Origin of the sequence: Pseudomonas sp. C5pp (assembly GCF_000814065.1) — a bacterium.
GTDB classification, from domain to species: Bacteria; Pseudomonadota; Gammaproteobacteria; order Pseudomonadales; family Pseudomonadaceae; genus Aquipseudomonas; species Aquipseudomonas asiatica.
The window spans coordinates 1-21,613 of the sequence record NZ_JWLN01000048.1; the positions used below are offsets into that span (position 1 = coordinate 1).

Annotated in this window: 3 protein-coding genes; 1 reads left to right on the forward strand and 2 read right to left on the reverse strand. The window is 65.3% G+C overall.

The window, feature by feature from the left end; genetic code table 11:
- Positions 1–487: IS4 family transposase (locus RR51_RS26280; protein ID WP_039615206.1), on the forward strand; the 487-nt coding region annotated here is incomplete at its 5' end.
- A gap of 218 nt (positions 488–705) precedes the next feature.
- Here the strand turns inward: RR51_RS26280 and RR51_RS26285 are convergent.
- Together RR51_RS26285 and RR51_RS26290 are read right to left on the reverse strand one after the other, a co-directional pair.
- Positions 706–9,285: a non-ribosomal peptide synthetase gene (locus RR51_RS26285; RefSeq protein ID WP_039615207.1), complete on the reverse strand. Its 8,580-nt coding sequence runs from the start codon at positions 9,283–9,285 to the stop codon at positions 706–708.
- A 1-nt stretch (position 9,286) separates the two neighbouring features.
- Complete coding sequence (locus RR51_RS26290; protein WP_039615208.1) at positions 9,287–21,613, reverse strand: non-ribosomal peptide synthetase; 12,327 nt, start codon at positions 21,611–21,613, stop codon at positions 9,287–9,289.

Consider the following 21,613-nt stretch of genomic DNA (forward strand, 5'->3'; position numbering starts at 1 on the left):
GCTGCTGAGCAAAACAATCAAAGGAAAGGTTGTGAGTGTCTTGACCTCAATGACCGATGCGCAGCGCTTCCCTGGCAATGAGATCGTTGATCTTTACAGTCAGCGCTGGGAAATCGAGCTGGGTTATCGGGAGATCAAACAAGGACTTCTGGGGGGCGAACACACCCTGAGAAGCAAGACGCCGGAGATGATTGCGCAAGAGCTGTGGGGCGTGCTGTTGGGCTACAACCTATTGCGTTATCAGATGGTGCAGATGTCGAGACAGTGCCCAGGCGTGTACCCATGCGAGATGAGCTTTACCGCTTGTAGCTGGGCGATTCTGGGCTTGCTGCATGGCACGTCATTAAACCATCCCGGCAACTTGCCAGGTTTTTTGGCAGATCTGCAGGCGTCAGCGGCTCAGTATGTCCTACCCCATCGGCGACCCGATCGATGGTTCCCCAGAGTGGTGAAGCAGCGCCCTGCAAAATATCCGACCCGAAAATGAAAATGCCAGTCAGCTTAACTGACTGGCATTACCCTGGAGGTCGCCTTTTTCATGCCTGCATGGTCTTCGCTTCGGTACGCGGTCCGTTGTAGGAGCGGCCTTGTGTCGCGAAAGGGCTGCAAGGCAGCCCCGGCAATTCCTGCATCACTGCTGAGCCCCCGGGGCCGCGTTGCGGCCCTTTCGCGACACAAGGCCGCTCCTGCAAAGAGTGAGCAGGTTTACTGGCTGATCGTATCTGCCAGCAACAGCCTGGCAATCACCCCCTCAAGGACATCCACCTGCTCAAGGATGTCATAGTGCCCGGCATCAACAGCAATGTCCTGGCAGCTACCCGAGATGCCACCCACGTGCGCGCCCTCCCCCGCCCACCAGCAACTTGCCGCTGCCTCGGTAGACGGTAGCTGGCGCAATTGACGCGAAAGCGCCTTGAGTTTCATGGCCACGACAAAGGTCTGCGCCAGATCAGCGTTGCCGATTTCGGCATAGGCCGACTGTGCAACCTGTGCGGCCCGTGCCGTTTCGATCACGCGCTCCAGGGCATCCTGAGTACTGCCGACCGGCACGACCGGCAGCACCAGTGCATCGGCCGAAACCCCGAGAATCACCGCCAGGAAGCCACGCAGGTCAGCGCTCCAGTCACTTTCCTGCACGGCTTGCCTGGCCGAGGGCACGAAGCTGTCCACCAAGGCCAGCACCGCAACCCGCTGCCCCTGGCTTTCCAACTCTTTGGCCACCAACACCGCCAGGGTGCCGCCCAGCGACCAACCTGCCAGCTGATAAGGGCCTTCGGGTTGCTTCTGGCGAATGTACTGTGCGTAATCGATAGCCATCGTTTCCAGCGAATCATCCACCCAGGCGTGATCCAGCAGCATCCGGCATTGCAGGCCATAAACCGTGCAACGGCCTTCCAGCCGGCGCGCCAATGGCTCGTAATCGAACACCGTGCCAAACCCGGCATGCAGGCAGAACAGCGGTGTACTCGCGCTCACTCGGCTGTTCAGCAACAACAGCGGGTCCAGGCTGGCATCGTCGGAGGCATAACCCGACAACTCGGCGATGGTCGGCCGGGCAATCACATCACGCAGTTTCAGTTCGATAGGCAAATCCTCACGGGCACGGACCTTGGACAGCATCTTCAGCACGCGCAGCGAGTCACCACCCAGTTCGAAGAAGTTGTCATCGACACCGACCTGCTCGACTTGCAGCACTTCCTGCCAGATCGCTGCCAGCGCCTGCTCGATTGCATTACGCGGGGCAACCCATGCCCGGCTTGCGGCAAACTCGGGTGCCGGCAGGCCATTGCGGTCGATCTTGCCATTGGGTGTGAGCGGCAGCGCCGGCATCAGTACAAGCTGTGCCGGCACCATGTGATCCGGCAGGTCGGCGCGCAGGGCATCACGTAATTGCTCGGCGCGGGTATCGGCATTGTCCGTCACCACGTAGCCGATCAGTTGCTTGCCCGTGCTGATGTCACGCGCCACCACCACGGCATCGCGCACGCCAACCAGGTTGCGCAGGCGTGCCTCGATTTCTCCCGGCTCGATGCGGAACCCTCGAATCTTCAGCTGGTTGTCCAGGCGCCCGAGGAAGTCGATGACGCCATCGGCGCGGCGACGCACCCGGTCACCGGTGCGGTACAGGCGGCCACCCGGGGCAAACGGGTCGGCCACGAAGCGCTCGGCCGTGAGCGCGGCCCGCTGGTGATAGCCACGCGCCACGCCCTCTCCGCCGATGTAAAGCTCACCGGCCACACCATCGGGCAGCGGGTTGAGGTGCGGGTCCAATACGTGCAGCGTGCGCTCGCCCACGCGGTCGCCAATCGGCGCGTACACAGCCTCACAGGTTCGTTGCACCGGCACTTTCCACAGCAAAGGCGTAACCACGGTTTCCGTCGGCCCATAGCCGTTGGTCAACCAGCGCGGCCGCAGCGTGCGCTTGACGTGCTCGAACAGGGCGTCCGGTACCGCATCGCCGCCAAAGCAGTACACCCGCACCGCTGGCGCGGGCTGCTGCTGGCTATCGGCGAATTCGGCCAACTGTTGCAGGTAGGCCGGCGGGAAGCAGGCGATATCGATACGCTGGGCATGCAAGGTCTGCCAGGTTTCTTCTGCCGTCCATAGCCGGTTGTCACGCACCACCAGGCAACCACCCGAGGACAACGTCGACAGCCAGCGTTCCTGCGCCCCGTCGAAGGCGAACGACATGAACAGCAGCTCGCGGGTCTGCAGGTCCATCTCGTACAACCCGGCGATGGCCTGGCAGTGCATGCGAATCTGGCCGTGGCTCACCGCCACACCTTTGGGCTTGCCGGTAGAACCAGACGTGTAGATCAGATAAGCCAGGTTATCCGCGCACGCGCGCTGTTCAGGTGCAGTAGCAGGCAGATGGTCCAGCGCTTGCTGGTCGAGCTCGACACACCGCGCTACCTGGGTAAAGCGCTGGCGCAAGCCACTGCTGGTGACCAGCAGGTGCATTGCCGAGTCCTCGACGATCCACTGCAGGCGCTCTTGTGGGTAATCGATATCCAGTGGCACATAAGCTGCGCCGGTCTTCATCACCGCCAGGAAGGCCACGATCACCTCCACCGACCGCTCCAGGGCAATACCCACGCAGCTTTCCGGGCGCACGCCCTGCGCGATCAGGTGGTGGGCAAGGCGGTTGGCGCGCGCGTCCAGCTGGCCATAGGTCAACTGTTGGCCGCCGCAGACTACCGCCATGGCCTCGCCACGCTCACGGGCATGCCCGGCGATACGCTCGGCGAGCAGCGGCTGCTCGCGCCCAGGTGCCGCAAGCTGGTTGCGCAGGTCGGCGTGCCTTGCCTGCGCCGGCGTCAGCATGCCCAGGCTGCCCAGCGTGGCCTGGGGGTTGTCCAGCATGGCGCTCAGCAGGCTTTCGAAACTGCCGCGCAGGCACTCGACAGCGGCTTCGGTAAAGCGGTTGCGCAGGTACAGGAACTCTACCGAAAAGGTTTCGCCCAATTGCACGGCCAGGTCCATGGCATAGTTGGTGACGTCGCGGTTACGTACTTCGCCAAAGCGCAACGTTCCGCCGCCGCCCTCGCGCAGGCGGTCGTCAACCGGGTAGTTCTCGAACACCACAATGCTGTCGAACAGCGCTTGCCCTGGCCGCCCGGCCCAGCGTTGCACATCGGCCAGCGCTGCATGCTCGTGGTCGCGCAGTTCCAGGTTGTAGTGCTGCAGCTGGTGCAGCCAGTCGCTGACAATGTGCTGGGGTTGCGGCGCCTGCACCACCGGTAGCGTGTTGATGAACAGCCCCAGCATCTCGCCTGCACCGGCCAGGCTGCTGGGGCGCCCGGCCACTGTGGCGCCGAAGCACACGCTGGCCTGGCCGGTGTAGCGTTGCAGCAGCAACAGCCAGGTGGCCTGGACCAGGGTATTGGCCGTAACCCTCAGGCGCCGGGCCTGGTCACGCAGGTGTTGCGTGCGCTGCGCATCCCAATGCAGGTACAGCGCATGGTGCCCGACAAGCTTGCCGTCCGCCTGCGGTGCAACACTGTCGGCCAACAGCGTCGGCCCCTCCAGGGCACGCAGCTTCTCGCTCCAGAACTGCTCCAGCTTGCCCATCGGCTGCTCGGCGAGCCAACGGATGTAGTCACCGAAGCGCCCCCCCGCATGGCTGGCGGGCCGGCCGTGATAAACCTGCAACACCTCGCCCAGCAACCGTGAATTGCTCCAGCCATCCATGAGGATGTGGTGGCGCGACCAGATCAGGTGCAGGCGTTGCTCATCCACTCGAACCAGTGTCAGGCGCATCAGGGGGGCACACGCCAGGTCGAAGCCTTCGGCGGCCTCTTCGGCTGCCAGCGCCTGCAAGGCGTCGCTGGTCACCTCACGCCCACGCCAGTCGAGCACGCGCAGCGGCAGGCTGGCCTGACGCTGAACCACCTGCAAGGGCTCCGCCCACCGGGCCGATGACAGGAAGACCGTGCGCAGGATGTCGTGGCTGGCGATCACCTGGTTCCAGGCCGCGACGAAGCGGTCTATGTCCAGGCCGAGCACATCGACCGCAGTCTGGTTGATGTACAGCGCGGCGTCGCTCTCCTGCAGGGTATGGAACAGCATGCCCTGTTGCATCGGCGACAGCGGGTAGATATCGGCAATCTGAGCAGCAGGTACCGGCAGGTCGTCCAGTTGCGCCTGGTTCAGACGGGCCAAGGGGAAGTCCGATGGCGTGAGGCCTTGGGTGTCATCCTGGCAGCAATGGTTGATCAAGGCCTTGAGTTCTTCTGCATAGGCATCGGCCAGTTGCTGGATGGTCGAGGTATCGAAGACTTCACGGCTGAACGTCCAGCCCAGTGTCAGCTCGCCGCCGTACACCTGGCCATTGAGCGCCAGCAGGCTGCTCAATGGCGCATCCTCATCCTGGTTCAGCCCGGCATTCTCGCTGGCCGGTCTGAACAGGCTCGCCTGCTGGTCGAAGCTGCCATCGAACTGCCCCAGGTAGTTGAAGATGATCGCCCCCTGGGCCAGCGCCGCCAACGTCTGCCGAGCTTCACCAGCCCCCAGGTAACGCAGCACACCATAGCCAAGACCCTTGTGGGGCACCGCGCGCAGTTGCTCCTTGATGGTCTTGATCGAACTGGCCAGCTCGGGCTGAGGGCTGAGGTTGACCGGGTACATGCTGGTGAACCAACCCACCGTGCGGCTCAGGTCGATACCGTCGAACAGTTCCTCGCGGCCATGGCCTTCCAGGCGCACCAGTACCTGGGGCTGCGCGGTCCAACGGCTGACCACACGGGCCAATGCCGTCAACAACAGGTCGTTGATCTGCGTGCGATAGGCTGCCGGTGCCTGCTGCAACAGCTTGCGGGTCCAGAGCGGGTCCAGGCGAGTGCTGACCGACGTTGCATGCTTCTGCAGGTTTTCACCCTGGGGATGATCGCAAGGCAAAGCATCGCTGGCGCCTTGCAGTTGATCACGCCAGTAGTGCAGTTCATGTTGCAGTGCCTGGCTGCTGGCATAGGCCTGCAGCTGTTCGGCCCAGACCTTGAACGCGCTGGTCTTGGCCGGCAACTTCAACGGCTGGCCGAGGGCAAGCGCCTGGTAGGCCTGTTGCAGGTCTTCCAGCAGGATCCGCCATGACACGCCATCGACCACCAGATGATGAATGACCAGCAGCAGCCGCTGGCTGCCGTCTGCCAGCGTTGCCAGCACGGCGCGCAACAGCGGCCCCTGAGCCAGGTTCAGGCTGCGCTGGGCCTTATCGGCCAAGCGTTCCAGCGCCTCGGCATCAACGCATTCGCGTACCCACAGCAGCTCGGTCGATACCGGCGCGCCGATCGTGGCCTGCCAGCGCCCGGCACTCTGCCAGGCATTGAGCCGCAGCAGGTCGTGATGGGCATGCAGGTTGCCCAGCGCCATGCTCAACAGCTGCGCATCCAGTGCCTCACCGGGCTCGAGCAACACCGACTGGTTCCAGTGGTCACGTGCTACAAGCGCTTGCTCGAAGAACCAGTGCTGCACCGGAACAAGTGGCAGAGGCCCGGTGACCACGCCCTGCTCCAGCGCTTGTGCTTCGCTGCGCCGGGCAACCGAGGCCAGCCCCTGCACGGTCTGATGCTGCAGCAACTCCTTGGGTGTGAACTGGATATCCACCTGGCGCGCACGGCTGACCACCTGCAACGAGATGATCGAATCGCCGCCCAGTTCGAAGAAGTTGTCGGTCAGGCCGACCTTCTCCAGCTTCAGCACATCCGCCCAGATCGCCGCGATCTGCTGCTCCAGATCACTCTGCGGCGCAACGTACTCGCCCTGCGACTGGCTGGCATCCGGCTGCGGCAGGGCCTTGCGGTCCAGCTTGCCGTTCGGCGTCACCGGCAGCTTGCCGAGCAGCAGCAGGTGCGCGGGCACCATGTAATCCGGCAAACTGGCCTTGAGCGCCTCGCGCAGGCTGTCGCGCAACGCGCCTTCGTCCTGCGTGCTGTCGGCAGGCACCACATAGCCCACCAGCTGCTTGCCGCTTGGCCCGTCCTGGGCCAGCACCACGGCTTCCTGCACACTCGGCAGCTCCAATAGGCGCGCTTCGATCTCGCCCAGCTCGATGCGCAGGCCGCGGATCTTCACCTGGTGGTCGATGCGCCCGGCGTAGTCGATCACGCCATCAGCGCGGTAGCGCGCCAGGTCGCCGGTGCGGTACAGGCGCCCGCCGTTGTCGCTGAACGGGTCCGGCACGAAGCGTTCGGCGGTCAGCGCCGGGCGTTGGTGGTAACCACGGGCCAGGCCGACTCCACCAAGGTACAGCTCGCCGGCACTGCCGCGTACCGCCGGTTGCAGGCTGCCTTCGAGGATATGGGTCTTGAGGTTGTCGATCGGCTGGCCGATCGGCACGCTGATGCTTTCGTCCGGCTGGCAGGTCCAGTGGGTCACGTCGATCGCCGCTTCGGTCGGGCCGTACAGGTTGTACAGGCCTGCCGCCGGCAGGCGTTGCAGGGTTTGGCGGGCCAGTTCGGCCGGCAACGCTTCACCGCTGCACACCACGCGCTTGAGGCTGACGCAGCTTTCGACCGCTTCGTGGGTCATGAACGCCTGCAGCATCGACGGCACGAAGTGCAGCGTGCTGATGCCGTAATGGTTGATGGTTTCGACCAGCAACTGCGGGTCGCGGTGCGCGCCGGGCTGGGCCATGACCAGGCGTGCCCCGGTCATCAGCGGCCAGAAGAACTCCCACACCGACACGTCGAAGCTGAACGGGGTTTTCTGCAGCACGCTGTCGCTGGCGTCCAGCCCGTAGGCCTTCTGCATCCAGCACAGGCGGTTGACCAGCGCCTGATGGCTGTTGCCAGCACCTTTCGGGCGACCGGTGGAGCCGGAGGTGTAGATCACATAGACGAGGTTCAGCGGGGCCACGTCGATGTTCGGGTTGGCATCGCTGTAGCCGTCGAAGTTCTCGGTATCCAGGTCCAGGCTGCGCAGGCCGACCGGGATCGGCAGGGCTTCATGCAGGTGCGACTGGGTCAGCAGCAAGGCGATGCCGCTGTCCTCGAACATGTAGCTCAAACGGTCATGTGGATACTCAGGATCCAGCGGCACATACGCGCCACCGGCCTTCACGATACCCAGCAAGCCGATGACCATCTCCAGGCTGCGCTCCATGGCGATGCCCACCAGCACATCCGGCCCCACGCCCTGCTCGCGCAGCTTGTGCGCCAGCTGGTTGCTACGGCGGTTGAGCTCGGCATAGCTCAGGGTCTGCTCGCCAAAGGCCAGCGCCGGGGCATCCGGGGTGGCGAGTACCTGGGCTTCGACCAGTTGGTGGATGCTGGCTTCGCCTGGGTAATCGGTTTGCGTGGCATTCCAGCCATGCACGATCTGCTGCCGCTCCCCGTCATCCAGCAATGGCAGCTCAGCCACTCGCAGGCCTGGGTTGCCGACGATGCCCTGTAGCAGGTTCAGCCAGTGCCGCGCCATCTGCTGTATGGTCGAGGCATCGAACAGGTCGGTTGCAAAGGTCAGCGTGGCGCTGATGCCCAGCTCATGTTCGAAGCTGTCCAGCATGAGGTCAAACTGGGCAGCGTGCACGTTCCATTGCAGGCTTTCTACCTCCAGGCCGGGCAAGCTGCGGCGCTCGCCCTTGCCCCGGGTCTGGTGGTTGTACATCACCTGGAACAACGGGCTGTGGCTCAGGCTGCGTTCCGGCTGCAAGGCATCGACCAGCTGTTCGAATGGCAGGTCCTGATGCACCTGCGCGCCCAAGGCTCGTTGCCGCACTTGGGCCAACAGCTCGGTGAAGGTCAGCTGCGTATCGAACTCGGCACGCATCACCTGGGTATTGACGAAAAAGCCGATCAGCCGCTCGGTCTCTACGCGGTTACGGTTGGCGATGGGCACGCCCACGCGCACATCGGCCTGCCCAGAGTAACGGTGCAACAGTACCTGGAAACTCGCCAGCAGCAGCATGAAGGGTGTCGCCCCCTGGTGCTGCGCCAGCTGTTTGAGTGACTGGCTCAACGCTTCGCCCAGGTCAACGTCGATCCGCTCACCGCGGTAGCTTTGCAGCGCCGGGCGTGGCCTGTCGGTGGTCAGTTCCAGCACCGGGTGGTCGTCGCCCAGCTGCGCCATCCAGTACGCCAGCTGACGCTCACGCTCGCCGGCGTCCATCCAGGCACGCTGCCAGATCGCATAATCGGCGTACTGGATCGGCAGTTCGGCCAGCGCCACCTCACGACCTTGGCTATAGCCCTCATAAAGCTGTACCAACTCATCGATGAGCAAGGGCATCGACCAGCCATCGGCGACGATATGGTGCAAGGTGAGCACCAGCACGTGCTCGTCCTGCGCCAGTTCCAGCAGTTTTACCCGCAGCAGCGGCCCATGAACCAGATCGAACGGCTGCTGGACCTCAAGCGCGACCTGCGCCTGCAAAACCTGCTCCTCCACGGCCCCCAAGGCCTGGCGGGCCAGCTGGAAAGGCTGGTTCGGGTGGATGACCTGCATCAGCTGGCCATCTTCCTCGGCAATGGTCGTGCGCAAGGCTTCATGACGCTGGATCAGCGTCGCGAAGCTGCGCTGCAGGGCTGCCAGGTCGAGCTGCCCCCTGAACCTGAGCGCGGTCGGAATGTTGTAGGCCGAGCCGGTGGGCTCCAGCTGCCAGAGAAACCACTGGCGTTGCTGGGCATAGGACAGCACAGGGCGTTCGACATCGTGCCTGGCCACCGGGATGGGCAGTTGCGCGAGCGTGACGCCCTTGGACGCCAGTTTTTCGAGAAACAGCTTCTGCTGCGCCAGGGGCAGACGGATAAAGCGATAAACCAGGTCTGCGTTTCTGTTGTCCGTGTGCATCTCAAACCGCCTCGAGCTCTGCCATGAAGTCCTGGAGCTCATCCAGGTCTCCGTCGTTTCGGGTACCGAGACTGCCGACCTCTTGTGCAAAGGCCTGCAGGTTCTCTGTCTGGAACAACAACGCGAGTGGCAGGTTCGTACCCAGTTCGATCTGCAGTCGTGCTACCGCCTGGGTTGCCAGCAAGGAGTGGCCCCCCAGCTCGAAGAAGTTGTCGGTAAGAGATACGTTTTCCAGGCCAAGAACTTCAGCCCATACCGCTGCGATCCGCCGCTCCAGCTCCGTTTCCGGCGCCACATGGGCCGCCCGGCGCGGGTTGCCGTCAGGCTGTGGCAAGGCCTTGCGGTCCAGCTTGCCGTTCGGTGTCAGTGGCAGGCGTTCCAACAGCAACAGGTGTGCGGGCACCATGTAGTCCGGCAGGCTGGCCTTCAGTCTGGCGCGCAGGGTGTCAAGCAACGCCGCCCGGGCTTCCTCGCTGGCAACCGACGCTGCATCGGCTGGCACCACGTAGCCCAGCAGTTGCTTGCCGCCCGGCGCATCCAGTGCCAGTACCACGGCTTCGCGGACTGCGTCCTGTTGTTGCAGGCGCGCCTCGATCTCACCGAGTTCGATACGGAAGCCGCGAATCTTCACCTGATGGTCGATACGCCCGGCATATTCGATGACCCCGTCGGCGTCATAGCGCGCCAGGTCGCCGGTGCGATACAGCCGGCCACCCTGCCCACCGAACGGGTCGGGGATGAAGCGTTCGGCGGTAAGCCCAGGGCGCGCCAGGTAACCACGCGCCAGGCCCGCACCCGCCATGTACAGCTCCCCCACCACCCCTACCGGCAGCGGCGTTCCGGCCTCGCTCAACAGGTACACGGCACTGTTGGAAAGCGGCCGGCCGATATTGGCCTGGCCACCTTGGGTGCGCAGGGTGAAGGTCGAGTAGGTGGTGTCCTCCGAAGGCCCGTACAGGTCGTACACCTTGAGCACATGGCCAGTGCCGTACAGCGCGTCGACCAGCCCCTGCTTGAGGGCCTCCCCCGCCAGGTTGATGATGCGTACACCGGACGGCAGCTGGCCGGTTTCATGCAGCACCTTGATGGCCGATGGCACCGTGTTGACCAGGCGTACCTGGTCTTTGGCCGGCAGGTGCGGCAGCTCCAGGGCATTGGCCGCCAGTACCGCATAACCACCCGAGCCCAGGGTCACGAACAGCTCCCAGACCGACAGGTCGAAACAGATCGATGTGGACGCCAACACGCCGCACAGGTCCTGCTGGTTGTACACCGACTGCGCCCAGCCGATCATTGCCACGGCATTGCGATGCTCGATCTGGACGCCCTTGGGTTTGCCGGTGGAGCCTGAGGTGTAGATGCAGTACGCCAGGTTGTCCGGCGTGCTCACGCACACCGGGTCGGCCGCTTCGTAGCCGTCGAGCAGCAATTGGTCCACCAGCAGCGTGCGCGCCTGGAAGCTGGCCGGTACACGCTCCAGCAGGTGCGACTGCGACAGCAACAGGATCGACTGGCTGTCTTCGAGCATGTACACCAGGCGGTCCTGCGGGTAGCCAGGATCGAGCGGCACGTAGGCGCCGCCCGCCTTGAGAATGGCCATCAGCGCGACCACCATGTCCAGGCCACGCTCCATGGCGACACCTACCAGCACCTCCGGGCCCACGCCAGCCTCGCGCAGTTTGTGGGCAAGCTGGTTGGCCCGTACATTGAGCGCGGCATACGTGAGCGTCTGCTCGCCGTGGATAAGTGCCACTGCACCTGGCGCAGCAACCACCTGCGCCTCGAACAGCTGATGGATACAGCGGTCGGCCGGGTAACTGGCCGCCGTGCGGTTCCAGTCCTGCACGATACGCTGATGCTGCGCGGTATCGAGCAGCGGCAGGTCGCCGAGTGCAGCACACGGGTCACTCACCAGGGCGTCAAGCAGCGTACCGAAGTGATGGGCCAGCTGCTCGATCGCCTCGCTGCTCCAGTGCGCACGGTCATGCCGGTACTGGATAGCCAGGCTGTCGCCAAGGCTCACCAGCACGGTCAGCGGATAGTTGGTCTGCTCGCGCACCTGCACTGGGCCAAACTGCAAGCCACTCGGTGCACCCTGCCGAAGGGCCTCGGACACCGGGTAACTTTCGAACACCACCAGGCTGTCGAACAGGGCTTCACCGCCAAGCCCGGCCCAGCGCTGCACATCGTACAGCGGCGTATGTTCGTATTCACGCATGGCCAGGTTGCTGGCCTGTACCTGCCCGATCCATTGCGCGACGCTCTGTTCGCCTTGCGGTGTTCCCACCACCGGCAGGGTGTTGATGAACAAGCCAATCTGCGCCTCCACGCCCGCCAGCTCCGCTGGCCGGCCGGCGACCGTGGCCCCGAAGCAGACCGACGACTGCCCGGTATAGCGCTGCAACAGCAACAGCCAGGTAGCCTGTACCAAGGTGTTGACGGTGACACGCTGGGCACGGGCAAAGGCTTCGACCCGCTCGGTACGCCCTGCATCGAATGCCTGGTGATGAACGTGATGGCCATGACCATCAGGCTCACCATTGCGCACGGCCTGGGCCAGGCGCGTCGGCTCGTTGAAGCTGGCCATCTGGCCCTGCCAGAACCGCTCTGCCGCCGCCCCATCCTGGCGCTGCAACCAGGCGATGTAGTCACGGTAGCTACCCGCCGCTGCCACCACAGGTTTACCGGCATGACGCTGCAACACCTCACCCAGCAACTGCGAGGTGCTCCAGCCATCCATCAGGATGTGATGGCAGGTGAAGATCAGGTGGTGACGTGCCTGCGCCGTACGCACCAGCACCAGGCGCAACAAGGGTGCCTCGACCAGGTCGAAGCCACGCTGCCGGTCGGCATCCGCCAGGCTGTCCAGCGCCCGCGCCAGCTCATCCTCGGCACGCCAGTCATATTCGCTGAACGGCAGTGTCACCTGCTTGCGCACGACCTGCACCGCCTGGCCCAGGTCCCCCTGCCAGATGAAGCTGCTGCGCAGGATGTCGTGGGCCTGCAAGGCAGCATCCCAGGCCTGCCGGAAGGCTTGTACATCCAGGCCATCCACATCCACGCGCATCTGGTTGATGTAGTTGCCGCTGCCTTGCTCGTAGATGCTGTGGAACAGCATGCCCTGCTGCATCGGCGACAGCGGGTAGACGTCGGCGATCTGCGCCACGGCAACCGGCAGCTGGTCGAGCTGCGCCTGGGTCAGGTCGGCCAACGGGAGGTCGGACGGGGTCAGGCCGCGATGTCCACCCTCACAGCAATGCTCGATTATTTCAGCCAAGGCCTGCTGGTAAGCCTGCGCCAGCAGCTCGATGGTTTCGCGGCAATGAATGTCCTGGCTGAAGGTCCACTCCAGGCGTAGCTCGCCGCCATATACCTGACCGTTGACGGTCAACAGGCTGGTCAACGGTGCTTCGGCATCCTGCCTGGCGCCATCGTTCTCTTTGGCGGGGGTGAACAGACCTGCTTCGCCATCGAAGCTGCCGTCGAACTGCCCGAGGTAGTTGAAGACGATCTGGCCTTCAGGCAATGCTGCAAGGGCCTCGCGGCTCGCGGCATCACCGAGGTAGCGCAGCACGCCATAGCCCAGGCCTTTGTCAGGCACGGCGCGCAGCTGTTCCTTGATGGTCTTGATCGAACTTGCCAGGTCTGCCTGCGGGCTCAGCTTTACCGGGTACAGGCTGGTGAACCAGCCCACCGTACGCGTCAGGTCGATACCCGCGAACAGGTCTTCACGGCCATGCCCTTCCAGGCGCACCAGCACTTCGGGCTGGCCGCTCCAGCGGCCAACTGCTTGCGCCAGGGCCGTCAGCAGCAGGTCCATGATCTGCGTGCGATAAGCCACCGAGCAATCCTGCAACAGCCGTCGGGTGCTTGCCACGTCGAGGCGCGTGCTGACCGAAGCCGCATGCTTCAGTTGCCGGCTGCCTTGCGGGTTGTCGCAGGGCAGCATTTCGCTGGCCCCTTGCAACTGCCCCTGCCAGTAGCCCAGTTGCTGTTGCAATGCGGGCGCGGCGGCATAGGTTTGCAAACGCTCGGCCCAGGCTTTGTACGAAGTGGTCTTGGCCGGAAGCTGCAGTGGCTGCCCGGCAGCCAGGGTCTGGTAGGCCTGCTGCAGGTCTTCCAGCAGCACACGCCACGACACACCGTCTACCGCCAGGTGATGGATGACCAAAAGCAGTCGCTGGCTACCGTCAGGCAGCGCAGCGAGCATGGCACGCATCAACGGCCCGTGCTCGAGGTCAAGGCTGCGCTGGGCTTCAGTGGCGGCTTGCTGCAACTGCTCGACGCTGGCGAAATCGCGATGCCACAGCAACTGGGAGTAGCCCGCATCGGCAAATTCAGCCTGCCAGCCCACCCCATGGCCGAACACGCGCAAACGCAGGGCATCGTGATGTTCGAGCAATGCCTGCAATGCCGCATCGAGCGTCGCCGGGTCCAGCGTTTCACCCGGCGTGAGCAGCACCGACTGGTTCCAGTGATGGCGCACGACAACGGGCTGCTCGAAGAACCAGTGCTGGATCGGCGTGAGCGGCGTCACGCCCGTTACCGCACCCTGATCGATCGATACACTGCCGCCGCGGTTGGCGAGCCGGGCCAGTGCCTGCACCGTCTGGGCCTCGAACAGGTCCTTGGGCGTGAACTGGATATCCACCTGGCGCGCACGGCTGACCACCTGCAACGAGATGATCGAATCGCCGCCCAGTTCGAAGAAGTTATCGGTCAGGCCGACCTTCTCCAGCTTCAGCACATCCGCCCAGATCGCCGCGATCTGCTGCTCCAGATCGCTCCGCGGCGCAACGTACTCGCCCTGCAACTGGCTGGCATCCGGCTGCGGCAGGGCCTTGCGGTCCAGCTTGCCGTTCGGCGTCACCGGCAGCTTGCCGAGCAGCAGCAGGTGCGCCGGCACCATGTAATCCGGCAAACCGGCCTTGAGCGCCTCGCGCAGGCTGTCGCGCAACGCGCCTTCGTCTTGCGTGCTGTCGGCAGGCACCACATAGCCCACCAGTTGCTTGCCGCTTGGCCCGCCCTGGGCCAGCACCACGGCTTCCTGCACACTCGGCAGCTCCAATAGACGCGCCTCGATCTCGCCCAGCTCGATGCGCAGGCCGCGGATCTTCACCTGATGGTCGATGCGCCCGGCGTAGTCGATCACGCCATCGGCGCGGTAGCGCGCCAGGTCGCCGGTGCGGTACAGGCGACCGCCGCTGTCGCTGAACGGGTCCGGCACGAAGCGTTCGGCGGTCAGCGCCGGGCGTTGGTGGTAACCACGGGCCAGGCCGACTCCACCAAGGTACAGCTCGCCGGCACTGCCGCGCACCGCCGGTTGCAGGCTGCCTTCGAGGATATGGGTCTTGAGGTTGTCGATCGGCTGGCCGATCGGCACGCTGATGCTTTCGTCCGGCTGGCAGGTCCAGTGGGTCACGTCGATCGCCGCTTCGGTCGGGCCGTACAGGTTGTACAGGCCCGCCGCCGGCAGGCGTTGCAGGGTTTGGCGGGCCAACTCGGCCGGCAACGCTTCACCGCTGCACACCACGCGCTTGAGGCTGACGCAGCTTTCGACCGCTTCGTGGGTCATGAACGCCTGCAGCATCGACGGCACGAAGTGCAGCGTGCTGATGCCGTAATGGTTGATGGTTTCGACCAGCAACTGCGGGTCGCGGTGCGCGCCGGGCTGGGCCATGACCAGGCGTGCCCCGGTCATCAGCGGCCAGAAAAACTCCCACACCGACACGTCGAAGCTGAACGGGGTTTTCTGCAGCACGCTGTCGCTGGCGTCCAGGCCGTAGGCCTTCTGCATCCACCACAGGCGGTTGACCAGCGCCTGATGGCTGTTGCCAGCACCTTTCGGGCGACCGGTGGAGCCGGAGGTGTAGATCACGTAGGCGAGGTTCAGCGGGGCCACGTCGACATTCGGGTTGGCATCGCTGTAGCCGTCGAAGTTCTCGGTGGCCAGGTCCAGGCTGCGCAGGCCGACCGGGATCGGCAGGGCTTCGTGCAGGTGCGACTGGGTCAGCAGCAAGGCGATGCCGCTGTCCTCGAACATGTAGCTCAGACGGTCATGTGGATACTCAGGATCCAGCGGCACATACGCGCCACCGGCCTTCACGATACCCAGCAAACCGATGACCATCTCCAGGCTGCGCTCCATGGCGATGCCCACCAGCACATCCGGCCCCACGCCCTGCTCGCGCAGCTTGTGCGCCAGCTGGTTGCTACGGCGGTTGAGCTCGGCATAGCTCAGGGTCTGCTCGCCAAAGGCCAGCGCCGGGGCATCCGGGGTGGCGAACACCTGCGCCTCGATCAGCTGGTGAATGCTGCGCTCGTCCGGGTACGTCGCCTGGGTTTCGTTCCAGCCTTCGACCATCTGTCGCTGTTCTGGCAGGCCCAGCATTGGCAGCTCGCCAATCACCGCGTCTGCATTCTCCACCAGCGCCTGCAGCAGGTTGGCAAAGTAGCCAGCCAGGCGGCCAATGCTCTCGTCGCTCCACAGCGCACGGTCGTGGCTGTACTGCATCGACAGCGTGGTGCCCAGTTCCACCACCAGGGTCAGCGGGTAGTTGGTCTGCTCCTGCACGGCCACATCGCCGAAGCGCAGGCCACCGGGCGCGCCCTGTTGCAGCGCCTCGGCCACCGGGTAGTTCTCGAACACCAGGATGCTGTCGAACAAGGCGTCACCGCCCTGCCCCGCCCAGCGCTGCACGTCGTACAGCGGGGTGTGCTCGAACTCGCGCACGGCCAGGTTGCCGGCCTGCACCTGGCCGATCCACTCGGCCACGGTCTGCTCGGCACGCGGGGCACCGATCACCGGCAAGGTGTTGATGAACAGGCCGATCTGTTCTTCCACCCCCGGCAGGTCTGCCGGGCGGCCGGCGACAGTGGCGCCGAAGCACACGCTGGCCTGGCCGGTGCAGCGCTGCAACAGCAGCAGCCAGGCCGATTGCACCAGGGTGTTGACCGTGACCCGGTTGGCCCGGGCGAAGGCTTCGATGCGTGCGGTCTGCTCAGGGTCGAAGGCCAGGCGGTGGTCGCCATGGCCGCTACCGCTTGTGCCTGCACTGCCGGCGATGGCCTGGGCCAGGCGGGTTGGCTCGTCCAGGGCGGCAAGCTGGGCTTTCCAGAAGGCTTCGGCAACGGCCGCGTCCTGGCCCTGCAGCCAGGCGATGTAGTCACGATAGTGCGTGGCCTGGGCCTGCGGCGCCAGGCCGGCATAGCGCTGCAGCACTTCGCCCAACAGGCGCGAAGTGCTCCAGCCGTCCATCAGGATGTGGTGGTTGGTGTAGATCAGGTGGTGGCGAGCATCGCCCGTGCGTACCAGCACCAGGCGCAGCAATGGCGCGGCAGCAAGGTCGAAACCGCGCTGGCGTTCACCCTGGGCAAAGGCCTGCAATGCCTGCTCCAACGCCGGCTGGCCACGCCAGTCATGCTCGCTGCATGGCAGTTCGACGGCCTTGCAAACCACCTGTACGGCTTGCTCCAGTTCGCCTTGCAGGATGAAACCGCTGCGCAGGATGTCGTGAGCATCGAGCGTGGCCTGCCACGCCTGGCGGAACCGCTGCACATCCAGCCCCTCCACATCCACGCGCAGCTGGTTGATGTAGTTACCGGCCTGCTGGTCGTAAAGGGTGTGGAACAACATGCCCTGCTGCATGGGTGACAGCGGGTACACATCGGCGATCTGCCCGGCCTCCAGCGGCAGGCTGTCCAGTTGCGCCTGGGTCAGCGCGGCCAGCGGGAAGTCCGACGGCGTCACGCCCTGGTGCCGCGCATCGCAGCAGTGCTCGACCAGCTCTGCCAAGGCCTGCCCGTAGGCTTGGGCCAGCTTCTCGATGGTGGCCGGGTGATGAACGTCGGCGCTGTAGGTCCACTCCAGGAACAGCTCGCCGCCGTACACCTGGCCGGTGATGCTCAGCCAGTTGCCCAGTTGAGCACCGGCACATTGGGTACGGCCTGCGCTTTCCCCGCTCGGGGTGAACAGGGCGCCGGCCTCGGCATCGAAGCTGGCATCGAACTGGCCCAGGTAGTTGAAGGTGACACGGGCCTGGGCGGCTCGCTCGAGCTGGTCACGCACTTCAGCATCGCCGAAGTAGCGCAGCAAGCCGTAGCCGAGGCCTTTGTCCGGCACGCCGCGCAGTTGTTCCTTGATCGCCTTGATCGACTGGCCAAGCTCCTGGCCGGGTGTGAGGCGCACCGGGAACAGGCTGGTGAACCAGCCTACGGTGCGGCTGAGGTCGAGGTCGTCGAACAGGTCTTCGCGGCCATGGCCCTCCAGCAGTACCTGCACGTTGTCCTGTGAGCTCCACTGGCACAGGGTGCGCGCCAGCGCGGTCAGCAGCAGGTCGTTGATCTGCGTGCGGTAGGCCGCCGGGGCCTGTTTCAGCAGCTTGGCGGTGCGCTCGGCATCCAGCCGTGTGGCGGCGGTACGGGCATGGGTGTTGGCCAGGCTGCCCAGCGGGTTGTCACGCGGCAGTTCGGCGTGGTCGCCGGCCAGCGCCTGCAGCCAGTAGTCGCGCTGTGCTTGCAATGCGGGGCTGCCGGCATGGCTGGCCAGGCGCTCGGCCCAGGTCTTCACCGAGGTGGTCTTGCCGGGCAGGCTCACGGCCTGGCCGTTCAGCAATTGCCGGTAGGCCGCTTGCAGGTCTTCCAGCAACACCCGCCACGACACACCGTCGACCACCAGGTGATGGACCACCAGCAGCAGGCGCTGCTGGCCATCGGCTAAATCGAACAGTTCGGCACGCAGCAGCGGCCCGTGCTGCAGGTTCAGGCTGGCCTGCACCTGGTTGCCGGCGGCGTCCAGCTCACTCAGTGCGGCCAGGTTGCGCTGGCGCAGCAGTGGTGCATTGTCCAGCGGCTGGAAGCGCGCCTGCCACTGGCTTTCGCCACGGCTGAAGCGCAGGCGCAGGGCATCGTGCTGCTCGACCACGGCGCGCAGGGCTGCCTCCAGATGTTGCACCTGCACCGGGCCGGCCGGCTTGAGCAGCACCGACTGGTTCCAATGCGCCGGCTGCGCGACCTCCATCTCGAAGAAACGCGCCTGGGCCGGCAGCAATGCCACCTCGCCGCTGGTGGCAGTGTCCACGGCTGCGGCCGCAACCGCTTGCTTGGCCTCGATGCGCTTGGCTACCTGGGCCAGCTGGGCGATGGTCTGTTGTTCGAACAGCTGCTTGGGGGTGATCCGGATGCCCTGGCGTTTGGCCCGGGCGATGATCTGCAGGCTGAGGATCGAGTCGCCGCCCAGTTCGAAGAAGTTGTCGGTGCTGCCGACCTGCTCCAGCTTGAGCACATCGGCCCACACTGCGGCCAGTTTCTCCTCGATATCGCCTTGTGGCGCCACATAGCCACGGCTGACCGCGCCCGGTGCCGGCAAGGCGCGCTTGTCGAGCTTGCCATTGGCGGTCAGTGGCAGACGCTCCAGCAGCAGTATCTGCGCCGGCACCATGTAGTCCGGCAGGCGTGCCTGCAATTGCGCCTGCAGTTGCTGCACGGTCACGCCTGCGTCGGCCACCCCGTAGGCCACCAGCTGCAAGCGCTCGGCATCGCCCTCCAATGGCAAGGCCAGTACCACGGCCTCGTTGACACCAGGCAGGCCGGCCAGCACCCGGCCGACTTCACCTGGCTCCACGCGATAGCCGCGGATCTTCACCTGGTCGTCGGCACGGCCGATGAACTCGACCAGGCCATCGGCAGTCAGCCGCGCGCGGTCGCCGGTGCGGTACAGGCGGGCACCACCCTCGGTCGGCACGAAGCGTTCGGCGGTCAATGCGGGCTGGCCCAGGTAGCCCTGGGCGACGCCTTGCCCGCCCAGGTAAAGCTCACCGGGCACCTGCGCCGCCAACGGGTTGAGGTAGCCGTCCAGCACCTGGGCGCAGGCGTTGCCCAGCGGGCGCCCGACCGGCACCGTGCGGCAACCTGGCAGCGGCAGCCCCGGCTCGAAGGTGAGCACGCCGACAGTGGTTTCGGTCGGGCCGTAGTGGTTGATGACCCGGCAGGCCGGGCGCAGTTCGCGGATTTTTTCCAACAGGCCCCAGCTGCATGCCTCACCACCCAGGATCAACGCCTCGGTGGGCAGCACATCGGCGGCGCGGGCCGCTTGCAGCAAACCTTGCAGGTGGCTCGGCACCAGCTTGAGTACGCCGACCTGGTGCTGCGCCATGTAGCTGGCGAAGCCATCCGGGTCGAACGCCAGTTCCTGTGGCAACAAGTGCAGCAGGCGGCCCGAGGCCAGGGCACCGAACAGCACGGTGTGGCCCAGGTCGGCCGCGGTGGTGGACACCATCGCCATGCTCGCCGCGGCCGGCAGTTGCAGGCGCTCCAGCACCGCCTGGGTGTAGCTGGCCAGCGCCCCGTGGCTGACCACCACGCCTTTCGGCTGGCCGGTCGAGCCCGAGGTGTAGATCAGATAGGCCGGTTGTTCGGCGGCAATGGCAATCTCGACCGGGCTGTCGCTGCAGGTTGCCCAGGCGGTGTGATCGCAGGCAATCAGCTGCACGCCGTCCAGGCCGGCGAAGCGCTGGTCGCCCGGCTCATGCAGCAGTATGGCGGCGCCACTGTCGGCAATCAGTTGTTGCAGGCGCTCCTGCGGCTGCTGGGTGTCCAGCGGCAGGTAGGCGGCGCCGGTCTTGAGCACCGCGAGCAAGGCGCCGACCCACTCGATGGAGCGCGGCAGGCACAGGGCAACGATGCTGCCAGCACCGACGCCGTGCTGGCGCAGGTAGTCGGCCAGGCGGTTGGACGCCGCCTCCAGCCCGGCCTGGGTCATGAACCGGTCACCGGCACGCACACCGCCGTGGGCCTGGCCTTGCGCCATTGCCTGGCGCCACAGGGCGAGGAAGTTGCCGTGCGGGTAGGCCTGCGTGGCCGCCGGCAGCAGCGTCGCCACTTGCGGGCTGTCGACGATCGCCTGCTGCGGGTCGCGGATCAGCGCATCCAGCACCTGGCGCAGCGAAGCGGCCATGCGTTCGATGGTGGCCTGCTCGAACAGGTCGGTGGCGTAGGTGAAGTAGCCTTCGATGCCGTCGGCCTTGTCCGAGAAGTCGAACGCCAGGTCGAAGCGGGCATCGCCGCCGTCACGGGCAAAGCCTTCCACCTCCAGCGCGCCCAGGCGCTTGCGCCCTGCATCGCTGGCGGCCACGTGCTGGTTGATCTTGAACTGGAACAGCGGGTTGTGGGCCAGGTTGCGCTCGGGCAGCAAGGCATCGACCAGGTGCTCGAACGGCAGCTCTTGATGCGACTGGGCGCCGCCGATCACGTCTTTTACCTGCTCCAGCAGTGCGGCGAAGGTGGCGCGCTCGTCCACCTGCACGCGCAGCACCTGGGTGTTGATGAAGAAGCCGATCAGGCCTTCCAGCTCCTTGCGGTTGCGCCCGGCGTTCGGGGCGCCGATGCGGATGTCGGCCTGGCCGCTGTAGCGCGACAGCACCACCGCCATGGCCGCCAGTACCAGCACGAACAACGTGTGGCCACCCTTGCGCGCCTGGCTGCGCAAGGCCTCGGCCTGTTCGGCGCCGATGTCCACACGCACCACCGCGCCACGCTGGCTGGGTATTGCCGGGCGCTCGAAGTCCAGCGGCAGGCTCAGCACCGGCTGCTCGCTGCCCAACTGCGCCTGCCAGTAGGCCAGTTGGCGCTGCGCTTCACCGGCCTCGAGCCAGGCGCGCTGCCAGATGGCGTAGTCGGCGTACTGGATCGGCAACACCGGCAACTCGGCCTGCCGGCCTTCGGCCAGGGCGCTGTACAGCTGGATGAATTCCTGCACCAGCACATCGCTGGACCAGCCGTCCGAGATGATGTGGTGCATGCTCACTGCCAGCACGTGGTGATCGGCGGCCACGCGCAGCAGGGTCACCCTCAGCAGCGGGCCGCTCAGCAGGTCGAAGGGCTGCTTGAGGGCGGCGTCCACGGCCACGCTCAGCGCTGTCTCATCGGCGGCACCGTCGAGCATCAGCAATTCCAGCGCCAGCGGGCAGTGCTCGAGGATTTCCTGGTAGAACTCGCCCTCCTCCGAGGCAAAGCGCGTGCGCAGCGATTCGTGGCGTTGCACCAGCGCATCCAGCGCCTGCTGCAGCACCGCCTGGTCCAGCGCGCCCTTCAGGCGTACTGCCATCGGCACGTTGTAGGCCGGGCTGTCAGGCTCCAGCTGCCAGAGAAACAGCAGGCGTTGCTGGGCGTACGACAGCGGAATACGCGCCAGGCCCTGGCGCGCGGGCACGATGGGCAGCAGGCGGAAGCTCTGGCCGGTGGCCTGCATCTTTGCCAGGATCTGCTGGCGTTGCTCCACAGGGAGGCCAACGAAACGTTGGGCGATACGTTGTGCGGCAGTGAGTTCCAT

Coding starts and splice junctions, on each gene's coding strand:
- RR51_RS26285 (WP_039615207.1), bottom strand. CDS start 9,285: ATGCACACGGACAACAGAAACGCAGACCTGGTTTATCGCTTTATCCGT.
- RR51_RS26290 (WP_039615208.1), bottom strand. CDS start 21,613: ATGGAACTCACTGCCGCACAACGTATCGCCCAACGTTTCGTTGGCCTC.